Origin of the sequence: Rhodococcus sp. NCIMB 12038 (assembly GCF_002165735.1) — a bacterium.
Taxonomy (GTDB): Bacteria; Actinomycetota; Actinomycetes; order Mycobacteriales; family Mycobacteriaceae; genus Rhodococcus_F.
Map to the genome: position 1 here is coordinate 154,487 of NZ_NHML01000019.1, position 22,185 is coordinate 176,671.

Annotated in this window: 19 protein-coding genes; 6 read left to right on the plus strand and 13 right to left on the minus strand. The window is 69.6% G+C overall.

Annotated elements, in window-relative coordinates; all coding sequences use genetic code 11:
* Positions 1-22: 22 nt before the first annotated feature.
* The 3 genes from CA951_RS27240 to CA951_RS27250 are packed head-to-tail and all read left to right on the plus strand — an operon-like array spanning position 23 to position 2,666.
* Positions 23-649: a TetR/AcrR family transcriptional regulator gene (locus CA951_RS27240; protein ID WP_087559787.1), complete on the plus strand. Its 627-nt coding sequence runs from the start codon at positions 23-25 to the stop codon at positions 647-649.
* The gene (locus CA951_RS27245) at positions 646-1,644 is read left to right on the plus strand and encodes a nitrilase-related carbon-nitrogen hydrolase (protein ID WP_087559788.1); all 999 of its coding nucleotides are present in this window, start codon (positions 646-648) and stop codon (positions 1,642-1,644) included. Before CA951_RS27240 ends, CA951_RS27245 begins: the two co-directional genes overlap by 4 nt.
* On the plus strand, positions 1,641-2,666 hold the full coding sequence (locus CA951_RS27250) for an agmatine/peptidylarginine deiminase (protein ID WP_087559789.1): 1,026 nt from the start codon (positions 1,641-1,643) through the stop codon (positions 2,664-2,666). Before CA951_RS27245 ends, CA951_RS27250 begins: the two co-directional genes overlap by 4 nt.
* On the opposite strand, the gene CA951_RS27255 is transcribed toward CA951_RS27250, so the two are convergent.
* Complete coding sequence (locus CA951_RS27255; protein ID WP_087559790.1) at positions 2,645-3,898, minus strand: RNA polymerase sigma factor; 1,254 nt, start codon at positions 3,896-3,898, stop codon at positions 2,645-2,647. The two genes, CA951_RS27250 and CA951_RS27255, sit on opposite strands and share 22 nt — an antisense overlap.
* Positions 3,898-4,608 carry a YciI family protein gene (locus tag CA951_RS27260; protein WP_087559791.1) on the minus strand — a complete coding sequence of 237 codons (711 nt, stop codon included), beginning with the start codon at positions 4,606-4,608 and terminating at the stop codon, positions 3,898-3,900. Before CA951_RS27260 ends, CA951_RS27255 begins: the two co-directional genes overlap by 1 nt.
* A 219-nt stretch (positions 4,609-4,827) precedes the next feature.
* On the opposite strand from CA951_RS27260, the gene CA951_RS27265 reads away from it, so the two are divergent.
* Both CA951_RS27265 and CA951_RS27270 read left to right on the plus strand, forming a co-directional pair.
* Positions 4,828-8,718: a Pls/PosA family non-ribosomal peptide synthetase gene (locus CA951_RS27265; protein WP_087559792.1), complete on the plus strand. Its 3,891-nt coding sequence runs from the start codon at positions 4,828-4,830 to the stop codon at positions 8,716-8,718.
* Positions 8,719-8,732: 14 nt separating this feature from the next.
* Positions 8,733-10,031, plus strand: a complete 1,299-nt coding sequence (locus tag CA951_RS27270; RefSeq protein ID WP_087559827.1) for a M1 family metallopeptidase — start codon at positions 8,733-8,735, stop codon at positions 10,029-10,031.
* Here CA951_RS27270 and CA951_RS27275 read toward each other — a convergent pair.
* The 10 genes from CA951_RS27275 to CA951_RS27320 all read right to left on the minus strand — a co-directional run bounded on the left by CA951_RS27275 (position 9,962) and on the right by CA951_RS27320 (position 18,833).
* Positions 9,962-11,296 (minus strand): MFS transporter, encoded by a 1,335-nt coding sequence (locus CA951_RS27275; protein ID WP_087559793.1) that lies wholly within the window; start codon positions 11,294-11,296, stop codon positions 9,962-9,964. The genes CA951_RS27270 and CA951_RS27275 overlap by 70 nt on opposite strands.
* Positions 11,293-11,940 carry a GntR family transcriptional regulator gene (locus CA951_RS27280; protein ID WP_087559794.1) on the minus strand — a complete coding sequence of 216 codons (648 nt, stop codon included), beginning with the start codon at positions 11,938-11,940 and terminating at the stop codon, positions 11,293-11,295. Before CA951_RS27280 ends, CA951_RS27275 begins: the two co-directional genes overlap by 4 nt.
* A 41-nt stretch (positions 11,941-11,981) precedes the next feature.
* Positions 11,982-12,422, minus strand: a complete 441-nt coding sequence (locus tag CA951_RS27285; protein ID WP_087559795.1) for a RidA family protein — start codon at positions 12,420-12,422, stop codon at positions 11,982-11,984.
* Positions 12,415-14,007: a gamma-glutamyltransferase family protein gene (locus tag CA951_RS27290; protein WP_087559828.1), complete on the minus strand. Its 1,593-nt coding sequence runs from the start codon at positions 14,005-14,007 to the stop codon at positions 12,415-12,417. Before CA951_RS27290 ends, CA951_RS27285 begins: the two co-directional genes overlap by 8 nt.
* Positions 14,004-14,366, minus strand: a complete 363-nt coding sequence (locus tag CA951_RS27295; RefSeq protein WP_087559796.1) for a non-heme iron oxygenase ferredoxin subunit — start codon at positions 14,364-14,366, stop codon at positions 14,004-14,006. Before CA951_RS27295 ends, CA951_RS27290 begins: the two co-directional genes overlap by 4 nt.
* Before the next feature lie 29 nt (positions 14,367-14,395).
* Positions 14,396-15,838: an aldehyde dehydrogenase family protein gene (locus tag CA951_RS27300; RefSeq protein WP_087559797.1), complete on the minus strand. Its 1,443-nt coding sequence runs from the start codon at positions 15,836-15,838 to the stop codon at positions 14,396-14,398.
* Positions 15,835-17,076, minus strand: a complete 1,242-nt coding sequence (locus CA951_RS27305; RefSeq protein ID WP_087559798.1) for an NAD(P)/FAD-dependent oxidoreductase — start codon at positions 17,074-17,076, stop codon at positions 15,835-15,837. The genes CA951_RS27300 and CA951_RS27305 overlap by 4 nt, the downstream gene beginning before the upstream one ends.
* 16 nt (positions 17,077-17,092) lie before the next feature.
* A complete protein-coding gene (locus CA951_RS27310) occupies positions 17,093-17,449 on the minus strand; it encodes a Rieske 2Fe-2S domain-containing protein (protein WP_087559799.1) in 357 nt (118 codons plus the stop codon).
* 65 nt (positions 17,450-17,514) lie between these two features.
* Positions 17,515-18,234 (minus strand): TenA family transcriptional regulator, encoded by a 720-nt coding sequence (locus tag CA951_RS27315; protein ID WP_087559800.1) that lies wholly within the window; start codon positions 18,232-18,234, stop codon positions 17,515-17,517.
* A gap of 152 nt (positions 18,235-18,386) precedes the next feature.
* Positions 18,387-18,833: a heme-binding protein gene (locus CA951_RS27320; RefSeq protein ID WP_072947392.1), complete on the minus strand. Its 447-nt coding sequence runs from the start codon at positions 18,831-18,833 to the stop codon at positions 18,387-18,389.
* A 180-nt stretch (positions 18,834-19,013) separates the two neighbouring features.
* Between CA951_RS27320 and CA951_RS27325 the strand changes: the two genes are divergently transcribed.
* Positions 19,014-20,705 carry a CdaR family transcriptional regulator gene (locus CA951_RS27325; protein WP_087559801.1) on the plus strand — a complete coding sequence of 564 codons (1,692 nt, stop codon included), beginning with the start codon at positions 19,014-19,016 and terminating at the stop codon, positions 20,703-20,705.
* 3 nt (positions 20,706-20,708) lie between these two features.
* On the opposite strand, the gene CA951_RS27330 is transcribed toward CA951_RS27325, so the two are convergent.
* A complete protein-coding gene (locus tag CA951_RS27330) occupies positions 20,709-22,091 on the minus strand; it encodes an MFS transporter (protein ID WP_087559802.1) in 1,383 nt (460 codons plus the stop codon).
* Positions 22,092-22,185 lie beyond the last annotated feature (94 nt).

Here is a 22,185-nt window from a genome sequence, read left to right on the forward strand (position 1 = left end):
CACGAACCGAAGGAGATTCCCGATGAGCGAGCGACGCGACGCGATTCTGAAGGCCAGCGCGACGGCCATTGCCCAGCGAGGTATCCGCGGGCTACGCGTCAACGACGTCGCGGAGGTCGCGGGCGTCTCGCCGGGACTGCTGTACTACCACTTCAAGGATCGCATCGGCCTGCTCGAGGCTGCCCTGAACTACATCAACGACCGTGCCCGCGACTACCGCAGCGAAGGCGAGGGGACCGCGGACTCCGCTCGCGACCGGCTCACCCGCTCGCTCCTCGGCGAGATCCAGGACCGCCCCGAGGTCGTGGAGAACTCGCTCGCCTGGAACGAGTTACGTGCTTCCGCCGTGTACGAGGAGGCGCTGCGGGAGCCCCTCGCGCGGACCACCGCCGCGTGGGTCGCGGAGATCGCCGACGCGATCACGCAGGCGCAGGCTACCGGCGAGATCTCGCCCTCCCTCGACCCCCGGCGCACCGCGGTCACGATGACCGCCCTCGTCGAAGGACTGTCCGGGCGGTGGCTCTGCAAGGAGATCTCCACCGACGACGCCCGCTCCCACCTGCTCGGCGCGATCGACGTCGTGATGTCCGAGCCCCCAAACCGCACCACCGACAACCCCGTCACCACCAGAACGAAGGAACAACGATGACCATCCGCACGATCACCGCGCTGCCCGCACCCGCCTCCCCAGCACGTTCCACGGCAACCGCCCGCACTCCGCTGCGGGTCGGATTGGTGCAGCACCGCTGGCGCGCCGACGCGGACGCATTGCACACCGCATTGACCGACGCGATCGGTGAGGCGGCGGCCCTCGGCGCGGAAGTGGTGTTCCTGCCGGAACTCACACTGTCGAAGTACCCTGCCGACACCCGCGCGACCGGGACACCCGGACGCGACGCCGAGGACCTCACGACCGGACCCACCTACACGTTCGCGGCCGCCGCCGCTGCCCGTCACCAGGTCTGCGTCCACGCCTCGCTGTACGAGAAGGCCGACGGGCCGGACGGTCTCGGGTTCAATACCGCCATCCTCGTGTCGCCGTCCGGTGAACTGCTGTCCCGGACCCGCAAGCTGCACATCCCCGTCAGCGCCGGATATTACGAGGACACCTACTTCCGCGGCGGCCCCGCCGACGACGCCTACCCCGTCTACCGGCCGGCCGAACTGGGCGGCGCCGCACTCGGACTGCCGACGTGCTGGGACGAGTGGTTCCCCGAGGTGTCCCGGATGTACTCGCTCGGCGGCGCGGAGATCCTCGTCTACCCCACCGCGATCGGGTCCGAGCCGAGCTTCCCGGCGTTCGACACGCAGCCGATCTGGCAGCACGTGATCGTCGGAAACGGCATCACCAGTGGCACATTCATGGTGGTCCCGAACCGGTGCGGCAACGAGGGTGGCATCGACTTCTACGGTTCCTCCTTCATCTCCGACCCGTACGGCCGGGTGCTGGTGTCCGCTCCCCGCGACGAGGAAGCGGTCCTGGTGGCCGACCTCGACCTCGATCAGCGCAAGGACTGGCTCGACCTCTTCCCGTTCCTGACCACCCGCAGGCCGGACACGTACACCCGGCTCACGGACGCCGTCGACCACGAGCACCCCTACGGCCTCCCGTCGACGGTCGCCGCCGCGGAGACCCGGTCATGACCTGGCGGATGCCCAGCGAGACGGAACCGCAGGAGCGGGTCTGGATGGCGTTTCCGCCCCTCGGGGCGTCGATGACCGCGACGGCCGACGACGCCCACGAGGCGCGGACCGCGTGGGCGGCCGTCGCCCACGCGATCGCCGAATTCGAACCGGTCACCATGGTCGTCGATCCGGCAGACCGGAACGTCGCCCGGCAGTACCTGTCCCCGGACATCGACGTGGTCGAGGCGCCCCTCGACGACGCCTGGATGCGCGACATCGGTCCCACATTCGTCCTCGACGAGGAGGACCGTCTCGGTGCCGTCGACTGGGTGTTCAACGGCTGGGGACAGCAGGAGTGGGCCACCTGGGACCGCGACCGGTCGATCGGCGCGGCCGTCACGGCGTGGTCGGGCGCCCGGCCGGTCCCGTCGTCGATGGTCAACGAGGGCGGCGGAATTCAGGTGGACGGCCACGGAACCGTGCTCGTCACCGAGACGGTGCAACTCGATCCGCTGCGCAACCACGGCCTGGACGCGGCGGGTGTCGAGGCGGAACTCGCGCGCGCGATCGGCGCCGAGCACGTCGTCTGGCTGCCGCGCGGCCTGACCCGGGATTCCGAGAAGTTCGGCACCAAGGGGCACGTCGACATCGTGGCGGCCCTGCCCGCGCCAGGGGTGGTCCTGGTGCACTGCCAGCGCGACCCGTCCCACCCCGACCACGAGGTGACCGCCGAGATCCTGAAGGTGCTGTCCGACAGCCGTGACCGGTCCGGTGCGCCGTGGCGGATCGTCGAGGTGCCCGCGCCGACGGTCCTGCGTGACGAGGAGGGGTGGGTCGACTACAGCTACATCAACCATCTCGTCGTCAACGGCGGCGTCATCGCGTGCGGCTTCGACGACCCCCACGACGCCCTCGCCCGGGACATCCTGTCGAGCGTCTACCCGGGTCGCCGCGTCGTCACCGTCGACGCCCGGCAGATCTTCGCGCGGGGCGGCGGCATCCACTGCATCACCCAGCATCAGCCTCGCGGGCGGATCTGACCGGCAGCGGTTTCCCCGTCCACTTCCGCGAGCCGCCGGGTCAGGAAACGCCGGGTCGGTTCGTTCGCCGCCAGTCCGATCGCGGCGCGGTATTCCACGCTCGCCTCCGCCGGCCTGCCCGCTCGGCGCAGCAGGTCGGCGCGGGTGGCGTGCAGGGTGTGCGTCCGGGCGAGCCTCGGCTCCCCGGCGAGGGCGTCCACCTCGGCGAGACCGGCGTCGGGCCCGTCCCGGAAACTCACGGCCACAGCATGATTGAGACGAACCGCGGGCGAGTCGCCATACGCGGCGAGTTCGTCGTACCCGGCGACGACGGCGTCCCAGTCGGTTGCCTCCCAGTTCGGCGCCTTCGCGTGGGCGGCGGCAATCGTGGCCTGCGCGCTGTACGGACCGCCTCCCCGGCGCCGGGCAGCCCGCAGGCACACGACGCCCTCCTCGATCTTCGCCCGGTCCCACCACCTGCGATCCTGGCCCTCGAGGGGGACGAGATCACCGGCGTCGTCGGTGCGCTGGGCCCGCCTGCTGTCGTGGAACAGCATGAGCGCCATCAACGCCCACGCCTCACCCTCGTCCGGCATCAGTTCGCACAGCAACCGGCCGAGCCGCAGCGCCTCCTCGCAGAGTTCGTCCCGGATCGCGGTGTCACCGGACGTCGCCGAATAGCCCTCGGTGAACACCAGATAGATGCAGGCGAGCACCTGCGGGGTGCGCTCGGGGAGCAGATGGTCGGGCGGAACCCGGAACGGGATCCCCGCCGTCCGGATCTTGGCCTTGGCGCGGCTGAGCCGTTGGGACACGGTCGGTTCCGGGGCGAGGAACAACCGGGCGATCTCCGCGGGCCTCAGCCCGGCCACCAGCCGAAGCGTCAACGCCACCTGCGACTCCGAGGACAGCGCGGGATGGCAGCACGTGAACATGAGCCGCAACTGGTCGTCACGCACCGGCCACACCTCTTCCTCGTCCGGAGGCGGAACGAGCCGCGCCGCATCGTGCTCCTTGTCGCCGCGCAGCGACTCCCGGCGCAACCGGTCCAGTGCCCGGTTGCGGGCGACGGTCGTGATCCAGGCGCCCGGATTGTTCGGCACACCCGAATCCGGCCAGCTGCGGATCGCCTCGGCGAACGCCTCCTGCACCGCGTCTTCCGCGAGGGACAGGTCGCCGACCATCCGTGCCACGGTGGCCAGCGCCCGCCCGGACTCCTCCCGGAAGACGCGGCTCAGAGTGTCGCCGTCCATCACTCGGCGTCGGCGACGATCTGCCGGAGTTCGATGCACCCTTTAGGCGACACCGGGATCTTCGCCGACAGCGCGATCGCGCTCTCCCGGTCGTCGGCAGCCAGCACGTACAGGCCGTTCGCGACCTCCGCGGTCTCGGCGAAGGGACCGTCGGTGAGCAGAAGTTCCCCGTCCCGGACGCGGATCGTCGTCGCGGAGTCCGGCGGATACAGGGCTCCACCGCCGCGGACGGCAGAACCGGCGACGCGTCCGAACTTCTCGTGCTCGGCCATCCCCTCGTCCCACTGGGGTGTGCCCGGCGACACGGCCGCCGCCACCGGTTCGCGGAGCAACGCGAGCCAGCAGCCCTTCTGATCGGTCACGGGCATCCACTCGAACATCGGCCACAACTCGACCGAACCCTCGGACGCCTCCGGGATGCGGCGCGCGTGTTCGAGCACCTCGTCCAGATCCGAACCCTCGAGGACGTAGAAGCCGCCGATCACCTCCGCCGTCTCCGCGAACGGACCGTCCGTGATCAGCGCGCGGCCGTCCTCGTTCCGGATGGTCGCCGCCTCCGCGCTGGGGTACAGCGCCCCACCGCCGACGAGCGCGGAGCCCGCCCCTTCCCAGAACGCCTGATGCCGTCCCATCGCCACGGCGAACTCCGGACTGTCCGGTCCCCATTCGGTGGCGTTCTTCTCGCCCGCCAGCAATGCCAGGTAGTACATGAGGTCATCCTTCCTCGATGCGAGGGAACTCGGGTGCTCCCTCTGACCAGACGACGAAGAAAAGGAGCGAACTTCTACATCCGCGGCGAGAAACCTCCAACAGCAGGTGAAGAATGGTCGAAGGAGCCCTACCGAACACCAACTGTTCACCATCTGGCCACTTGATCGTGAGATAACGAGCCGAACGCACCACTACCCGCTCAGAGAAGGAATCCTGGATTGTCTCTCCAGTCGCCGACGGATTCGGACCTGTCGCTCCGTATACCCCGGGAATTCCTCCGCCGTGAATTCGCACCGGCGCCGCGCACCCTCGTCGACATCCTGTTCGCGACAGCGGAGGCGAGCCCCGAAGCCCCCGCGATCGACGACGGCACCACGTCGCTCACGTACCAGGAACTGCTCGAGGAGATCCGGCAGACCGCCGACGTCCTCGCCGAATCGGGAGTCGGGGCCGGCGATCGCGTCGGAATCCGCATGCCGTCCGGGTCGTGCTCGCTGTACGTCGCCATCTTGTCGACGCTCGCCGTCGGCGCCGCCTACGTGCCGGTCGACGCGGACGACCCCGAGGAACGCGCCGAACTCGTGTTCGGTGAGGCGCAGGTGCGGTGCGTCGTGACCGGTGCCGGGATCGTCGCCGGCACCGCGCCGGCCAGGGCCGACGCGCCGAGCGCCCGCCCGCCGACCGTCGACGACGACGCCTGGATCATCTTCACGTCCGGTTCCACCGGCACCCCCAAGGGTGTCGCGGTGAACCATCGCAACGCGGCCGCGTTCGTGGACGCCGAGGCCCGGATGTTCCTGCAGGAAGACCCGATCCGGCCCGGCGACCGGGTGCTCGCCGGGCTGTCGGTGGCGTTCGACGCGTCCTGCGAGGAGATGTGGCTGGCGTGGCGGCACGGCGCCTGCCTCGTTCCCGCACCCCGGTCGCTGGTGCGCAGCGGCATGGACCTGGGCCCGTGGCTCGTCGCCCGCGACGTCAGCATCGTCTCGACCGTGCCGACGCTGGCATCGCTGTGGCCCGCCGAGGCCCTCGAGGCCGTGCGCCTGCTGATCTTCGGTGGCGAGGCCTGCCCGCCCGAACTGGCCGAACGCCTCGCCGTCGACGGCCGCGAGGTGTGGAACACGTACGGCCCCACCGAGGCGACCGTCGTGGCCTGCGGCGCCCTGATGGACGGCCGGAGCCCCGTCAGCATCGGCCTCCCGCTGGACGGCTGGGATCTCGCCGTCGTCGACGCAGCAGGCGAACCCGTGCCCGAGGGCGAGGTCGGCGAACTGGTCATCGGCGGTGTCGGGCTGGCCCGCTACCTCGACCCGGCGAAGGACGCCGAGAAGTACGCCCCGATGCCGACGCTCGGCTGGGATCGGGCCTACCGGAGCGGCGACCTGGTCCGGCTCGACACGCGCGGACTCCTGTTCCAGGGCCGCGCGGACGACCAGGTGAAACTCGGCGGCAGGCGGATCGAGCTGGGCGAGGTCGACAACGCGTTGCAGAACCTCCCCGGCGTCGGCGGTGCGGCGGCGGCCGTGCGCCGGACCGGTGCCGGTCATCAGATCCTCGTCGGCTACCTGGCCAGCACCAATCCCGACTTCGACCTCAAAGCCGCGCACACCGCGCTCACCGGGCAACTCCCGGCCGCGCTGGTCCCGCGACTGGTGCTGGTCGACGAACTCCCCACTCGGACGTCGGGGAAGGTCGACCGGAACGCCCTTCCCTGGCCGCCGCCGGGCGTCGACGACGCCGCGGAGAAGCTGGGCCTCGAGGGCACTCCGGCGTGGGTCGCCGAATTGTGGACGTCGATTCTCGGCGCCGAGATCACCGGAACCGACGACGACTTCTTCGAACTCGGCGGCGGTTCCCTCTCCGCCGCCCAGCTGGTCACGGCGCTGCGCGAACGCTTCCCCGAGGTGACGGTCGCGCAACTCTACGACCATCCGCGGCTCGGTTCACTTGCCGAATACCTCGACGAGCTGGCGCCGATCGACGCCGTCGAACCCCGCATCGTCACCCCGACTCCGGTGCGAAGCCAGCTTGCGCAGATCGCGGCGACGGTCCCGCTCACCACGCTCACCGGTCTGCAGTGGGTGACGTGGCTGGCCATCGCGAACAACGTCTTCTCCTGGTTCACGACCGTGTCCTGGGCGCCGACGGTGTCGTGGTGGTGGATTCTGCTCGCGTTCTTCGCGTTCATCAGCCCGGTCGGCCGGATGGCGATCTCGGTGCTCGGCGCACGGATCCTGCTGCGCGGACTCGAACCGGGAACGTATCCCCGAGGCGGCAGCGAACACCTGCGACTGTGGGTGGCGCTGCGTCTCACCGAGGCCAGCGGCGCCGCGAACCTGTCCGGGGCCCCGTGGATGCTCTACTACGCGCGGGCGCTCGGCGCCGACGTCGGCAAGGGCGTCGACCTGCACACCCTGCCGCCGGTCACCGGCATGCTCGAACTCGGCGACGGCTGCTCCGTCGAACCGGAGGTCGACCTGTCCGGGCACTGGGTCGACGGCGACGTCGTCCACATCGGCGCGATCAAGATCGGTCCCGGCGCCTCGGTCGGCGCGCGATCGACGCTGCTGCCCGGCGCCACCATCGGCCGTAACGCCGAGGTCGAGGCCGGTTCCGCCGTGTTCGGACGCGTCAAGGCCAATCAGCACTGGGCCGGTTCACCGGCGGTCAAGGTCGGCAAGGCGGTCCACCCGTGGCCCGAGGAGACCCCGCGCCGCGCGGCCTACTGGGTTCCCGCGTTCGGCGTGACGTCCATGCTCATCGCCGGACTGCCGATCTTCGCCCTCGTCGCAGGCATCGTGGTCGTCGGGTGGTGGATCCGCGACGCGGGCACGGTCGGGGCGGCCGCACTCCAGTCGCTGGTGATCCTTCCCGTCGCGACGCTCGTCAGCCTCATCGTGTTCGCCGTTCTCACGGTGGTGTCCGTCCGGCTGCTGTCGATCCGGTTGCGAGAGGGCTACCACCCGGTCCGCAGCCGCGTCGGCTGGCAGGTGTGGGCCACCGAACGGCTCATGGACTCGGCCCGCACGTTCCTGTTCCCGCTGTACGCGAGCCTGCTGACCCCGGGATGGCTGCGGTTGCTCGGTGCCCGGATCGGCAAGAACGTCGAAGCGTCGACCGTCCTCATGCTGCCGAAGTTCACGACCGTGGCGGACGGTGCGTTCCTCGCCGACGACACGATGATCGCGAGCTACGAACTCGGCGGCGGCTGGATGCACATCGAACACGCGAAGGTCGGCAAGCGCGCGTTCCTCGGCAACTCCGGGATGACCGGTCCGGGCCGCCGGGTCCCCAAGAACGGTCTCGTCGCGGTCCTCTCGGCCACGCCGTCGAAGGCGAAATCCGGTTCCTCCTGGCTGGGCAGTCCCCCCGTCCGCCTCCGGCGGGCACCCGGCGACACCGACGCCTCCCGCACGTTCCGTCCGCCGTTCCGGCTCAAGGTCGCCCGTGCCGTCGTCGAAACGTGCCGTCTCCTTCCGGTGATGGTGACGTTCGGGATCGGGCTCGGCGTGCTGTTCGCACTGGAGGTGATGGCCGGCCGCGTCGGGTTCTGGCTCGCGGCGCTGGCCAGCGGGCTCGTGCTCCTCGTCGCGGGTGCGGCAGCCGGACTGATCTCCGTGATCGCGAAGTGGCTGGTGGTGGGTCGGATCGGGAAGATCGAGCACCCGCTGTGGAGTTCGTTCGTGTGGCGGAACGAGGTGTCGGACGCATTCGTCGAGACCGTCGCCGCACCCTGGTTCGCTCGCGCCGCCACCGGCACCGCCGTCCTGAACGTCTGGTTGCGGGGCCTCGGCGCCACCATCGGCAAGGGTGTGTGGTGTGAAACGTACTGGCTCCCCGAGGCCGATCTCGTGACGCTGGGCGACGGAGCGACCGTGGAACGGGGGTGCGTGGTGCAGACTCACCTGTTCCATGATCGGATCATGTCCATGGACACCGTCATCCTCGGAGCCGGAGCCACCCTCGGTCCGCACTGTGTCGCGCTGCCCGCCGCCCGGATCGGCGAAGGCGGCACGGTCGGACCGGCCTCCCTCGTCATGCGCGGCGACACCGTGCCGCCGTCGACGCGGTGGCAGGGGAACCCGATCGCCCCCTGGGCGGCCACGTGAAGTCCGACAAGGGGATGGACGAGCCGGTCGACCCGTACCTCCCCCAGAACGGCAACCGCGGATACCGGGTGTCCCGGTACGAACTCGACCTCACCTACAAGGTCCACAGCAACCGGCTGGCGGGCAAGGCCACCATCACCGCGGTCACGACCGCGGTACGGTCCCGGTTCGCCCTGGACCTGGTGCCCGGCATGCACGTCACGAAAGTCGCGGCCAACGGTTCCCGCAACACGAAGTGGCTGCACCGCAACGGCAAGCTGATCGTCACGCCCGCGCAGAAGATCCCCGCGGGCGGCGCCCTCGTGCTCACCGTCCAGTACGGCGGTTCGCCGAAACCGATCCGCAGCATGTGGGGTGAGGTCGGCTGGGAGGAATTGTCCGAGGGCGCCCTCGTCGCGAGTCAGCCCAACGGCGCGGCTTCGTGGTTCCCGTGCGACGACCATCCCAGCTCGAAGGCCAGCTACCGCATCTCCATCACGACCGATTCGCCGTACTACACGCTGGCCAACGGTGCACTGGTGAGCAAGCAGACCCGGGCCAGTCAGACGACGTGGGTGTACGAGCAGACCGAGCCGATGCCGAGTTACCTCGCCACCATCCAGATCGGGCCGTACGAGCGCCGCAGGTTCGGTTCCGGCGGTGTTCCCATGTTCGCCGTCCACCCGCCGCGGCTGCGGGCGTCGTTCGACGTGGACTTCGGCAGGCAGCCCCAGATGATGGACGTGTTCTCCCGGTTGTTCGGCCCCTACCCGTTCGCCGACTACACGGTGGTCGTGACGGACGACGAGTTGGAGATCCCGCTCGAGGCGCAGGGACTGTCCATCTTCGGCGCCAACCATTGCACCGGCAGGCGCTGGGCCGAACGTCTGGTGGCACACGAACTGGCCCACCAGTGGTTCGGCAACAGCCTGACGCTCAGCCAGTGGCGGGACATCTGGCTGCACGAAGGCTTCGCCTGTTACGCCGAGTGGATCTGGTCGGAGAACTCCGGTGGACATTCGGCGCATCAGCTCGCTCTGCTGGCGCATCAGGGCCTGGCCCGCAAACCGCAGGACCTGGTGATCGCCGATCCGGGACCGCAGCTGATGTTCGACGACCGCGTCTACAAGCGCGGCGCGCTCACACTCCACGCCCTACGGCGCCGACTCGGCGACGACAAGTTCTTCACGTTGCTGCGCGAGTGGACCCACGTCCATCGCCACTCCACCGTCACGAGCGAGCAGTTCACCGACCTGGCCGCCCACTACACCGACGAATCGCTGCGCGTGCTGTGGGATTCGTGGCTCGGGGAGAAGACGCTGCCGTCGATGTGATCTGACGCCGCCGCCGAATTCGGCAGGTGCGCGCGCCACTTCGTGACTGCGAGCGCGAGGCAGCCGGCGGCCGCGATCACCCCGAAGGCGAACATCCTCGGGTACGTCACCGCCGGAAACGTCTCGGACAGATAGGCCATCACGGCGGGCGTCCCGAATCCCAGGTACGTCAGCGAGTAGAAAACCGCGGTCAGTCCGGCGAGGTCGTCGGGGCCTGCGATCCGCTGGATCTCCTGCAGTCCCGACACCATCGCCATGCCGTATCCGCAGCCGAGCACGACGGCCGCGGCGAGCGCGAGCGGGATGGTCAGCGCGGACGCGGCGACGACGGCGCTTCCCATTCCGGCGACGACGACCACGAGCGAGACCACGACGGCCCGCGCGTTGCGGGGAGTGTCGATCTTGCGGCCGAGCGCCTGGATGGCGAATCCCGCCCCGAGGCCGACCATGCACATGAGCGCGGAGAACGCGAGCGGCAGCCCACCTGTGTTCCGGGACATCAGCGACGGGAGCACCGCGTAGGCGGCGGCCGCCGTGCCGAACACCCACGGCGCGAGCGGCACGATCACGAACAGGAACCGCTTGTGCGCGGCGGACGGGATCGCGAGGTCGCGGGCGAGGGAGACTCGTTCGGAGGCGGGCTGGGCCGCGCGGGTCTCGGGTGCCCGCCGCAGTGCGACGGCGGCGGCGACGGCGATCGCGCTGTGCACGGCGTAGGACAGGACGCTCGGCAGCGGCGCCCACTGCGCGAGGACACCGGCAACACCGGCGCCGAGGCCGAACCCGCCGGTCAGGCTCATCGCGGCCCGCCGCGCACCCGCACCGTCCGTGGCCGCGGGATCCCACGGCGCCGTCGAAAGCTCCTTCACCCAGCTGCCGCCGACGGCCATGCCGAGACCGAGCGCGACGCCGCACAGGACGCGGCCGACGATGAGCATCGCCGCGGAGTCGGCTCCGAGGGCCAGGAGCGCGGAACCGGCGACCGTCAGGAACGGGGCCGGAAGCAGGATCGGCCGGCGCCCCAGCCGGTCGGAGAGCGGTCCGCCGAGGAGCAGCGCGGGCACGATCCCGACGACGTAGGCGAACAGGAAAAGATCGACCGCCACCGGTGAGAATCCGTGATCGGCGCGGTACATGCCGAGGAGCGGCGTGAACTCGTTGCCGCCCCAGGCGACGGCGAACATGGTCGCGGCCACCAGCATCCAGGTGCGCGGCGACGCGAGGGCCTGCGGCATCTCCGTCGGGTATTCGCGGACGGCGGTCATCGCGCGACTCCTCTCGGGTTGAGGGCGTGGACCCGGCGCATGTGGACGAGCACCGCGGTGTCGAAGCCGGCGGCGTCACCGGCCTCGACGAGTTCGGTCAGCTGTTCGTGGTCGGCGATGATTCCGGGCAGCTGTCCCGGGTCGCGGGTGATGGAATGTGCCGTCATGCGGCGCTGCCGCTCGCGGATGCTGGAGTAGAACGTCGCGAGCAGCGGGTTCTCGCCTGCCTCGACGATCATCCGATGGAAGTCGGCGTCGGCGGCGCTGAAGGCGGCGACGTCGCCTCGCTCGGCGATCTCGCGCTGCTCCGCGAGGTTCTCGCGCAGGCGGGCGACGAGAAGTTGACGGGCGTGCGGCTGATCGGCGAGCACCTGGACGCTGTGCGTCTCGACGAGTCGGCGGGCGTCAACCACGTGTTCCGCCTCGCCGTCCGCGACGGGCACGACGAGCGCGCCCCGCTTCGGGTACAGCCGCATCCAGCCCTCGGCCTCGAGCCGGAGGAAGGCCTCGCGCACCGGGGTGCGGCTGAGCCCCATGCGTCCGGCGATCTCGCCCTCGCTGATCAGCTCACCGCCGGGCAGACCGCCCGACAGGATGAGCTCCTTGACCTCGCGATAGGCCTGCTCCGCGGCGGAATACAACATAGACACAAGATGTATTTATACGCTTGTGACCGGTGCCGGGTCTACGCCGAGACGGCCACTGTGAGCTCTATCTCCACGGGCGCGCCGGACGGCAGGGCGTACACGCCGATCGCGCTGCGCACCGGCAGCGCGTCGGGTCCCAGGCATTCGACCAGCACGTCGGACGCGCCGTCGGCCACCGCGGACAGGTCGCGGAAGTCCGGGGCACACGCGACGAAGACGCTCATCCGCAGGCACCGGGAGATGGCCGCCGTGCCACCGGCGGCCGCGGCGACGGCGGCGATCGCGTTTCTCGCCGCCAATCCGGCCGCCTCCCGGGCCCGCGAAATGTCCAGGTCCCGTCCGACGACGCCGGCCACGGTCAGCACCCCGTCGCGGCGCGGTGTCATCCCCGCGCTGTACGCGATCCCGTCGTGCACGACAGCGGGGACGTAGCGGCCCTGCGGCCGCGGGACCGTGGACACGGATTCCGGCTCAGACACCGAGCGCTATCCCTTCCTGACGAGGGTCGGCGGCACCGGACAGCAGTCCGCGTGCGGTGTCGACGGAGATGATTTGAGCACTGCCGCCTGCGGCCCACGGACCCTGCACCGCCACGTCGTGACCCAGCCGCTCCAACTCGGCACGCACGTCCTCGGGGATGCGGGACTCGCAGCGGAGTTCCGCCGGGCGGCCGACCACGTCGGCGTCGCTGCCGGGGAACACTGTGAAGCGGGGGGCCGCGACGGCCTCCGCCGGGTCGAGTCCGTGATCGAGCAGGTGCGAGATCAGTTGCATGTTCCACTGCACCTGCCCGTCCCCGCCGGGGGTGTTGCCGACGTGCAGCAGATTCCCGGACGTGTCAGTGACGACCCACGCGTTGAGGGTGTGCAGCGGCTTGCGTCGCGGCGCCGCGGCGTTGGGGTGTCCCGGGATCAGATAGGCCCCGCGACCGTATCGATTGTTCAGCACCACCCCGGTGCCGGGCACCGTCATCTTGGCGCCGAACGTGAAGGCGAGGGAGTGGATGAAACTGACGGCACGGCCGTCGGAGTCCACCGCGACGGTCGAGGTGGTGTCTCCCGCGCTCACAGTGAAGGCGCCCGACGACGCCCGGCGGCCGTCCAGTCGGTCCCGCGCCGACCCGATCGCGGCCGGATCGAGGACCGCCCTCCACCCGTCGTTGCCGGCGCCGCACGTCGCGAACCGGTCCGCGAAGGCCAGACGCGCCGCTCTCGCCATGCGGTCGACGGCCGGAGCGGTGAGCCACGGGGAGAAGCCGACGACGCCGTCGTTCAACGCCGCCTGCTGGAGCACCATCCATCCGGGTGTGGGCAGCGGCGTCTGGTGCACGACCGCGCCGGCGTAGTGGCCGCTGATCGCGGACTCCGGGCGCACGTCGGCGCCGGCCGCCCACTCGCCCCCGCTGAACGGCGCCCCTCCGGCGCGGAGCGCGTCGACGGCCCGCCGAGCGAACGAGCCGGTGTAGAAACCAGGCACGTCGCGCGCCAGTTCGCGGAGGAACCGGGCCAGGTCGCGCTGCGGCAGCAGCTCACCGACCTGCGGCAACCGCCCGTCCGGAAGATACACGGCACGTAGTCCGGGGTCGGCGGCGATCGCGGCCTGCGCCTCCCGCACGTCGTCCCGGGTCTTGGCCGAGCAGGGCAGCCCCTTCTCGGCCGCGCGGACCGCGGGCGCCCAGAGATCCGCGAGCGAGCGGGTGGCCCCACCCGCGTGGAGTGCGGCGAGGGCGGCAGGCGCTCCGGGAACCGCTACCGCCAGCGCCCCGTCGAGGGGAATCGACCGGAGCCCGCGGTCGGTGTAGAAGTCGACGTCGGCGCCGTCGGGCCCGAAGCCGCTGCCCCCGACCGTCCACACCGATCCGTCGGGTTCGCGGACGACGGCGAACGCGTCGCCGCCGATCCCGCACTGGCCGGGCAACGTCAGCCAGGTCATCGCGGCCATGGCCAGCGTGGCGTCGATCGCGTTGCCGCCGTCGGCCAGTACGCGCGCACCGACCGTGCTCGCCGCGGGGTGACTCGACGAGACCATGCCGTCGGTGGAGAGGGTGGACGGTCGAGGGTTCACTTCATGCACCCCCGCGCTGCGCGCCTGCGCGGAATGGAACTGGTGTCCTCGGGGTCGATGCCGACGAAGATCTCACCGTCGCGTTCCTCGACCGGGTACGTCTTGATGGCTACCGTCGCCGGCGGGCACACGGGTTCCCCGGTTTCCAGATCGAATACGCTTCCGTGGCAGGAACATCCGATACCGTCGTCCACGAGTTTCCCGGACGAGAGCAGGCAGTCCAGGTGCGTGCAGTAGTTCGATGTGGCGTAGGCCTTCCCGTTCAGGCGGGCCACGGCGAACTCGTGTTCACCGGCGAAGAAGCGGCGCACGATGCCTTCGGAAACCTGTCCGGAGCGCGCAACGCGAGTGAATTCCATGGTCTTCTCCCTCTGTCGACGGGTAGGTCTCAGGCCGAAGGGCTGAGGTAGACGGTCTTTTCGGCTTGGTAGAACTGCATCATCGAGTCCCCCGCCTGTTCCTTGTGGGTCTGCGTGCTCGACGCCTTGTACCCGCCGAACGGCGCGTTCATGCTCATGCCGGTGGTGGGCTGGTTGATCTTCACCAGCCCCGATTCGGACCGGCCGGCGAACGCGAGCGCCCTGGTCACGTCGTTGGTGACGATTCCGGCACTGAGCCCGAATTCGGTGTCGTTCGCGAGTGCGACCGCCTCGTCGAAACCGGCGGCCCGCAGGAAGACCAGCAGTGGTCCGAACACTTCTTCCGTCACCACCCGCATGTCCGGGCTACCGGCCGCGAACACGGTCGGGGTGGCGAAATAGCCGCGGTCCTCGTCGAGACTCACTCCACCACACACCAGTTCGGCGCCTTCCTCCCGGCCGATCCGGACGTAGTCGAGGAATTTCGCGAGCTGCCCCGCGCTCGCGAGAGCACCCATGCCCACGCCCGGGTCGGCGCCCGGGCCGACGGTGATCTCGCCGGCGAGTTCCACCACGCGGTCCAGCAACCGGTCGTGAACGGCGTCCACCGCGATCACCCGGCTGGTGCCCGTGCACGCCTGCCCGGACAACCCGAAGGCGCCCTTGACGATCAGGGCGGCCGCCTTGTCCACGTCGGCGTCGTCGAGGACCACGACGGGATTCTTGCCGCCCATCTCGAGTTGGCTCCGACGAGACGGACCCACCGCCGCGTGGATCGCGCGGCCCACCCCGGTGGAGCCCGTGAACGTCACGGCGTCGACGCGCTCGTCCGCCGCGATTGCGGCGCCTGCCCGACCGGGTCCCTGGACCAGCGCGATGGCCCCGGCTGGAAGTCCCCCTGCCAGCAGCGCCTCGACCAGCCGCTGACCCATCAGTGGTGTCAGCTCGGAAGGTTTGAACACCACGACATTTCCCGCGGCAAGGGCAGGTCCGAGCTTGCGGGACGGAATGTTGAGCGGGAAGTTCCACGGGGTGATCGCGCCGACGATGCCGACGGGTTCGCGCAGGGTGATGACCAGTCCCTCGCCCGGGGTGGGGTAGGTACTGCCGGTGGTCCGGAGGGCCTCACCCGCGTAGAAGCGCAGGTTCATCGGAGTGCGACCGACTTCCATGGTCGCCTCCGCGCGGGTCTTGCCCTCCTCCCGGACGAGTTCGTCGACGAGTTCGGCCGCCCGCGCCTCGAGGTGCGCGGCCGCGCCTTCCAGAATTACCGCGCGGCGTTCCGGGGGCGTTGCGGCCCACTGCGGCGCCGCCTTGGCCAATGCGCCGACGGCGGCATCCACGTCCGCCTCGGTGGAATCGGGGAACACGCCGATCACGTCGTGGTGGTCGGCGGGATTGCGCCGCTCGAACACCGCACCCGAGGACGACGGAACCCATTGCCCGTCGATGAAATTCAGTCCCTCGATCATGACACCGTCACCAATTCCTCGTCGTCCTCGTCCATCAGGTCGAACAGGTCGACGCTCTCATCCGCCAACCTCGCCGGTGTGATCGCCCGGCCGATCAATTCCCTGGCCGCGCCGATCTCCTCGCCGCGGTCGAGTGTGAAGGCGCCGCGGACCACGCCGCGGTCCAGATAGAAGGCCGTGAATTCGCCGCTGTCGGCGCTGCCGCGGAATACCAGGTCCGTGTAGGTGGCGGCGCCGGTGAACTGAATGTTCTTGCCGAACTGATCGGACCAGAACCAGTGTGCGGGGTCCACGACCCCGACACGTCCGAGCATCAGGTTCGCCGTCGCGGCCGCCTGCTTGCTCGCGTTGTCGAAGTGTTCGACGCGTACGTGTCTGCCTGCCGCGTCGGAGAATCGGGCCGCGACGTCGCCGGCCGCGTACACGTGCGGAATCGACGTCCGCCCCTGCGCATCCACGAGGATTCCACCGTCGACGGCCAGTCCAGAGGCCTGGGCGACCTCGACGTTGGGGACGATCCCGATCCCCACCACCACGACGTCGGCCTGCAGTACCTCGCCATCGTCGAGGGCGATGAGCACGCCGTCGGGCCGGGTGGTCACGGTGTCGACGCGGACGCCGCCGCGGACGGTGACGCCGTTGTCGCGCTGCAACCGCGTGCAGACGTCGCCCATCTCGGGTCCGAGAATCCGAGCGAGAGGCACCGCGTCCGCTTCGAGGACGGTCACCTCTGCCCCGAGAGTGCGGGCGGTGGCCGCAATTTCGAGTCCGACGAAGCCCCCACCGATCAGCACCAGCCCGGTGCCGGGGCGAAGCTGGGCGGCGAGCCGTTCGGCGTCGTCGATCGTCCTCAGGTAGTGCACCCGTTCCGGCGCGGGGCCGGTCACCGGCATCGTGCGCGGCCTGCCGCCGGTCGCGATGAGGACGGCGTCGGCCGCGATGCTCCGGCCGTCGGACAGTTCGACCGATCCGCCGCTCGCGTCGATCCGCGTCACCGTCCTGCCGGTGAGGAGTTCGACATTCTGCTTTTCTCGCCACGGTTCGGGCAGGAGCATCAACGACTCGCCGTCCTCCTGCCCGGCGAGGAATTCCTTGGACAGCGGTGGGCGCTGATACGGCGCGTGCGGCTCGTCGCCGACGAGGAGGATCCTGCCGTCGAACCCTCGGCGCCGCAGGGTGCGCGCCGCGACGGCAGCGGTCTGGCCGGCGCCGATGGTGACGATGGTGTTCAGCGTCATGGTGTCACTCGCTCTCTCAGTCGACTTCGGCCGGCGAAGTCGCGGTCTCGGCGTAATCGGGGCTGCGGGTGAGATCCACGTAGACGACGTCGTCCTCGACCTTCACCGCGTAGGTCGGCTGGCACAGGTCCTGGTCTTCCTCGTAACCGGTGTCGAGGTCGAACGCCCACTGGTGGCCCGGGCAGATCACGCGCCCGTGCAGCAGTGTGCCTTTCGCGAGCGACCGATCCTGATGGACGCACAGGTCACGGAAGGCGTAGATCCGGTCGTCGGTCTGGAACAGGGCGATCGCGGTGTCCCCGGCCTCGACTCGAAGCTTCCGGCGGCGGCCGAGTTCGCGCACGGTGACCAGCCGGGTCCAGTTCGTCTCCATCGTTCTCTCCTTCTCGGGCGGCCTGCGTCCGGAGGGGCCCGGCCCGGGCCCCTCCCTTCGCACGGTCAGGCGGTCGCGAGCGTGAGGTCCGGTGCCACGTACGTGTCGTAGAGACCCTTCGTGTACGAGAAGCGCATCTCGGCTCCCCACTGCACGAGTTGCAGGCAACGCTGCTGCAACTGCGGGGTGTCCGCGTGGTCGAGCACGATCTGGTATCCGCGCTCACCGTGCACGACGTCCGACGTGATGTGCAGGTCGAAGAACTCGATCTCGTCCTCGGTGAATCCATACACCTCACGCAGCGGGACGATCTGCTTCTTGTAGATGCTCGGAACCTGCGATTCGAGTCCGACGACGAGTGCGGCGGTGGCCACGACGAAGTGTTCACGCTGTGACACCGCGTAGCACCAGGACTGCAGTCCGCGGGTGATCGCGTTCATGTTCGACGGATCCTCGACACGCTCCCTCGTGGTGCCGCACGCCTCGGCGAACTTGATGAGGAGGTCGGTGTGCCGGATGTCCGCCAGTTCCTCCTCGTACATGTTCTGGAGGGTGAAATCCTTTGCATTGGTGAAGTTGTCGGGGGTGTTCGAGTAGATGTTCGCGAGGTAGTCGGCGAACGGACCGACGTAGTGGTAGTGGTTCTCGGCCCACCGAGCGAAGTGGTGCTTCTCGAGCTTGCCCTCGGCCCACGCCTTGCTGAACGACGCGTTCTTCGCCTCGCGGCCCTTGATGGCGTTCTCCAGAGCTGTGCGGAATTCGTCCCTGCCCAGTAGTTCGGTCATGATGTGCCTCGTCTTCCTCGTATGAGAATGGTTGGGGGATGCTCCGACTGGAGTAGGTTCGACGGTATCGGCTCGCGATCGGTACGACCACGGCCGAAGTGACTGTGTCGGAACGGTTTCGATGTGCACGTTGTCGGCGCACCGGGGGGTGGTCAGTTGCGCACTACCGCGAGTGCTTCGAACTCGGCGAGCATCGCCGCTCCGACCGCTTTGTCCTGCTTGCCGTTTCCGCCGCTGATGCCGATGCCTCCGACGATCTGGCCGTCGAAGACGAGGGGGAATCCGCCGACGAACACCGCGAACTTGCCCGGCAGCATGTGGCTGATGCCGAATGCCTCGTTCCCGGGCAGCGCGGGGCCGTCGGGGGCCTCGTTGAACAGGTGCGTGGCCCGCTCGTGGCCGGCCGCGGTGAACGCCTTGGCGATCGCGATGTCGACGCCGGTGAGGCGCGCTCCGGGTAGCCGGTGCAGGGCCAGTACGTTGCCGCCGTCGTCGCAGACGCACAGGGTCTGCTTGACGCCGATTTCCTCGGCCTTCGCGCGTCCCGCGGCGAGCAGCGGGAGTGCGTCGTCGAGGGTGATTCGGTGAACCTGATGCATGGTCTTCTCCGTTGCGTATTCGGGAGGAAGTGATGCACCGATTTCTATCACCGGCATCGCCGACAGAACCATGGTCAAACTATCCGGCAATTTCGGCAAAATCAGGGCATAGTGCATAGGCAGTGCAAGTGCGCGCTCCGCGATACTGCACCTTTCGACTCCAGCCGAGGAGGTCCTTTCGTGGACGACACCACCACGCCGAACGCGGACGACGAGCGACTGTCGTTACGCGGCCTACTGGAAGAGCCGCTGCTCGCGTCGGCCCGGGTGCTGTCGGGCACGGACGCCCTAAACGGTCCGGTGACGTGGTGCCTGCCGTGGGGTGAGGTGATGAGCAGGCCCGACTCGCTCGCCGAGGTCGCCGTGTACACCCGGCCCGAAACCCTGTCCGCACCCGGACGCGAGCTCGAGTCGCTGGTGGCGCGGGGCGCCGGAGTCCTGCTCGTCGACGGGTCCGCGCCCGCCGGCACCACCTGGCCGCCCGGACTGACGGTCGTGGAACTGGGTTTTCCCGTCGGGTTCACCGCCCTCAACCGCCTGCTCGCCGAGCGCGCACTCACCCAGGAAGCGCACGTGATGCGTTATGCGCTCACCGTGCATCAGTCGCTCGCGGGGTTGCTGCATCGTGGGGCGGGACTGCCGATGCTGATCCGCGAGGTCGCGGCGCTGACCTCGGACGTCGCCGTCGCGCTGGACGTCCGGGGGCGTCTTCTCGCGCACGCCGGACTTCCGGACGCCGAGGACGCGGGCACCGTCGCCCTGCTCGACGCGCTCGCCGACGCCCTGCCGCGGTTGGAGGAATCGCCACCGGCACGGATGCACAACGTGCATGTGATCCGCCTGGAGCATCCGGACGGACTGATCGCGCCCACCACGGCGGTCGCCGGGGCGATGCAACTGGCAGGCCGCTACGAGGGCTGGGTGGTGGTCGTCGTGCCCGGGGCCAACCCGCGCAGGCACGACATCGCGCAGCACCGGGTGGTCGTCGAGCAGGCCGGGACGATCATCGGCACCGAGATGCTCCGGCAGCGGAGCGTCGACGAGGCCGAGGAGCGGGCCCGGGGCGACTTCGTTCAGGCCCTGGTGCACGGCAACTTCGCCAACGACCACGACCTGCGCACCCGGGCCGCACTGCACGAGATCGATCTGGACCTGCACTACATCGTGTTCGTCGCTCCCGGTCTCGTCGACCGCGCGGCGGGACGGCCCGGCGCGAGCATGGTCCGGCTGGCCCGCTACGCCGCCGGCGTGCTCCCACGTCCGGGCGTTCGTTCCCACGTCACCGTCATCGGCGACGTGCTCGTGGTGATCCGATCCCTCAGTTCCGCCGACGCCCCCGGCGTCGAATCGGAGATCGGCGAATATGCGCACGCCATGGCGCTCGATCTCGAAACCCGTTTGGGCCAGCGGATCCCCGTGGCCCACGGCCGCCCGGCGGCGGGCGCCCGCGACATCGGCGAAAGCTACCGCGAGGCCCGCATCACCCTGGGCATCGCGCAGCGACTCGGGCTGTCCGGTTCGGTGGCCTACAACGACCTGCGGGGATTCAGTGTCCTCGCCCGCGCCACCGACACCGACGAGAGCCGGCGGCTCATCCGCGACGTCCTCGGCCCCCTCCGGGCATCGAGTTCACACGCCGACACCGAGGAGTTGCTGTTCGCCTACCTCGAAGAAGGCGGCAACGTCAACGCCGCTGCGCGGCGCCTCCGGATCCACCGCAACACGATGATCGCCAAGCTCGATCGCACGTCACGGCTCATCGGCATGGACATCCGGGAACCGGAGAATCAGTTCACCCTGTGGCTGGCGCTCCGCCTCGATCTGCTCTCCCAGGTCCAGGACACCGTCAACCACGAAATCGTGACCCGCTAACCCTCAGACGGCCACCGGGTCCTCACCGATGAAGGTCCCGGCCAATCCGGCGACCACGACGAGGGCGGTGACGACGAACAGCAGTCCGTACGGATCGGCCGTCAGGTGTGCGGCCACGCCCACCCAGGCGGCGCCCACGGCGGAGCCGCCGAAGCGGATGAGGTTGAACAGTCCCAGACCTGTTCCCACGGCCCCCGCGGGCGATCGGGTCGAACCGGCCGCGGCGGGCGTCTGGACCATGCCGATTCCCAGTCCGGCGACGACGAGTACGGCGCCGAGCGCGATCGGGTTCCGGACGTCGGCCGACAACGTGATCGCCAGTGCCACTTGGCTACCGATCAACACCGCCAGGCCGGATCGCATCACCACCCGCGCACCGATCCTGTCGACGAGACGCCCGACGACGGGTGCCACGCACGTCATGACCACCGGCAGCACGAAGAGCATCAGCCCGGCCTGTGTGGTCGAACTGCCCGAACCCGTCAAGTAGAGCGGAAGCGCGAGCAGCACCGCACCCAGCGCGAACATCTGGGTGAATGCGGCGAGAGCACTACGCAGGAAACGTGATTCGATCACCAGGTCGATGGGCACGAACGGGTTCGCCGCCCGCCGGCAGTGGATCACGAACGCGGCAATGACGACGACTCCGCCGCCGATGGTCGCGATGCTGACCCAGGCGGGCACCTGCTCCTGCGAGACGGACGTGAGGCCGAGGATCAGCAGGGCCGCTCCGAGCGTGACGGTGAACGCCCCGATCACGTCGAGCCGCATCTTCTTCCCGGGGTATCCCGGGATGTAGCGGAGGGTCGCGGCGAACCCGATCAGGGCGACCGGCACCAGCGGCACGAAGGTCCACCGCCAGCCCCACCAGTCGCTGACGATTCCGCCCATGGACGGGCCCACGGCCTGACCGATGCCGTTCACCGCCGCCCACGCGCCGACGGCGCTCGCCCGCCGCGCGGGCCCGAACAGCCACGCGATCAGCCCCATGACCGCGGGCGCGAACGCGGCAGCCGCGATCCCGCCGAGCGAGCGCCACATCACGAGCACCGGCAGTGACGGCGCGAGCGCCGCACCGAGGGAACAGACCGCGGTACCCAGCAGGGCGGCGCAGTACACGCGCCTGCGACCGAACCGGTCGCCGATCCACCCGGCCAGCGGCATCGTCGTCGCGAACGTCAAGAGAAACCCGACGACGACGAAGATGCCGCCACCGAGTCCGGCGTCGAAGTCCGTGAGGATCGCGTTCAGCGGGACGTTGACGATGTTGTTGCTGACCGTGCCGACGAACGTTCCGGCGAGCAGCGCCGCCAGCGCGGGCGTCGTGCCCGGTCCTCGTTCGTCACTCGCGGTTGCACTCCGGTCCTGACCGATCGCCGTCATCATAGAGTCCACTTTCATCCGAGAATTCGCGCTCCGGCGATGCCGGTTTTCACCGGAAACCCCTGCCGCACGCACCCAGCACAGTAGGTTAGGCAAG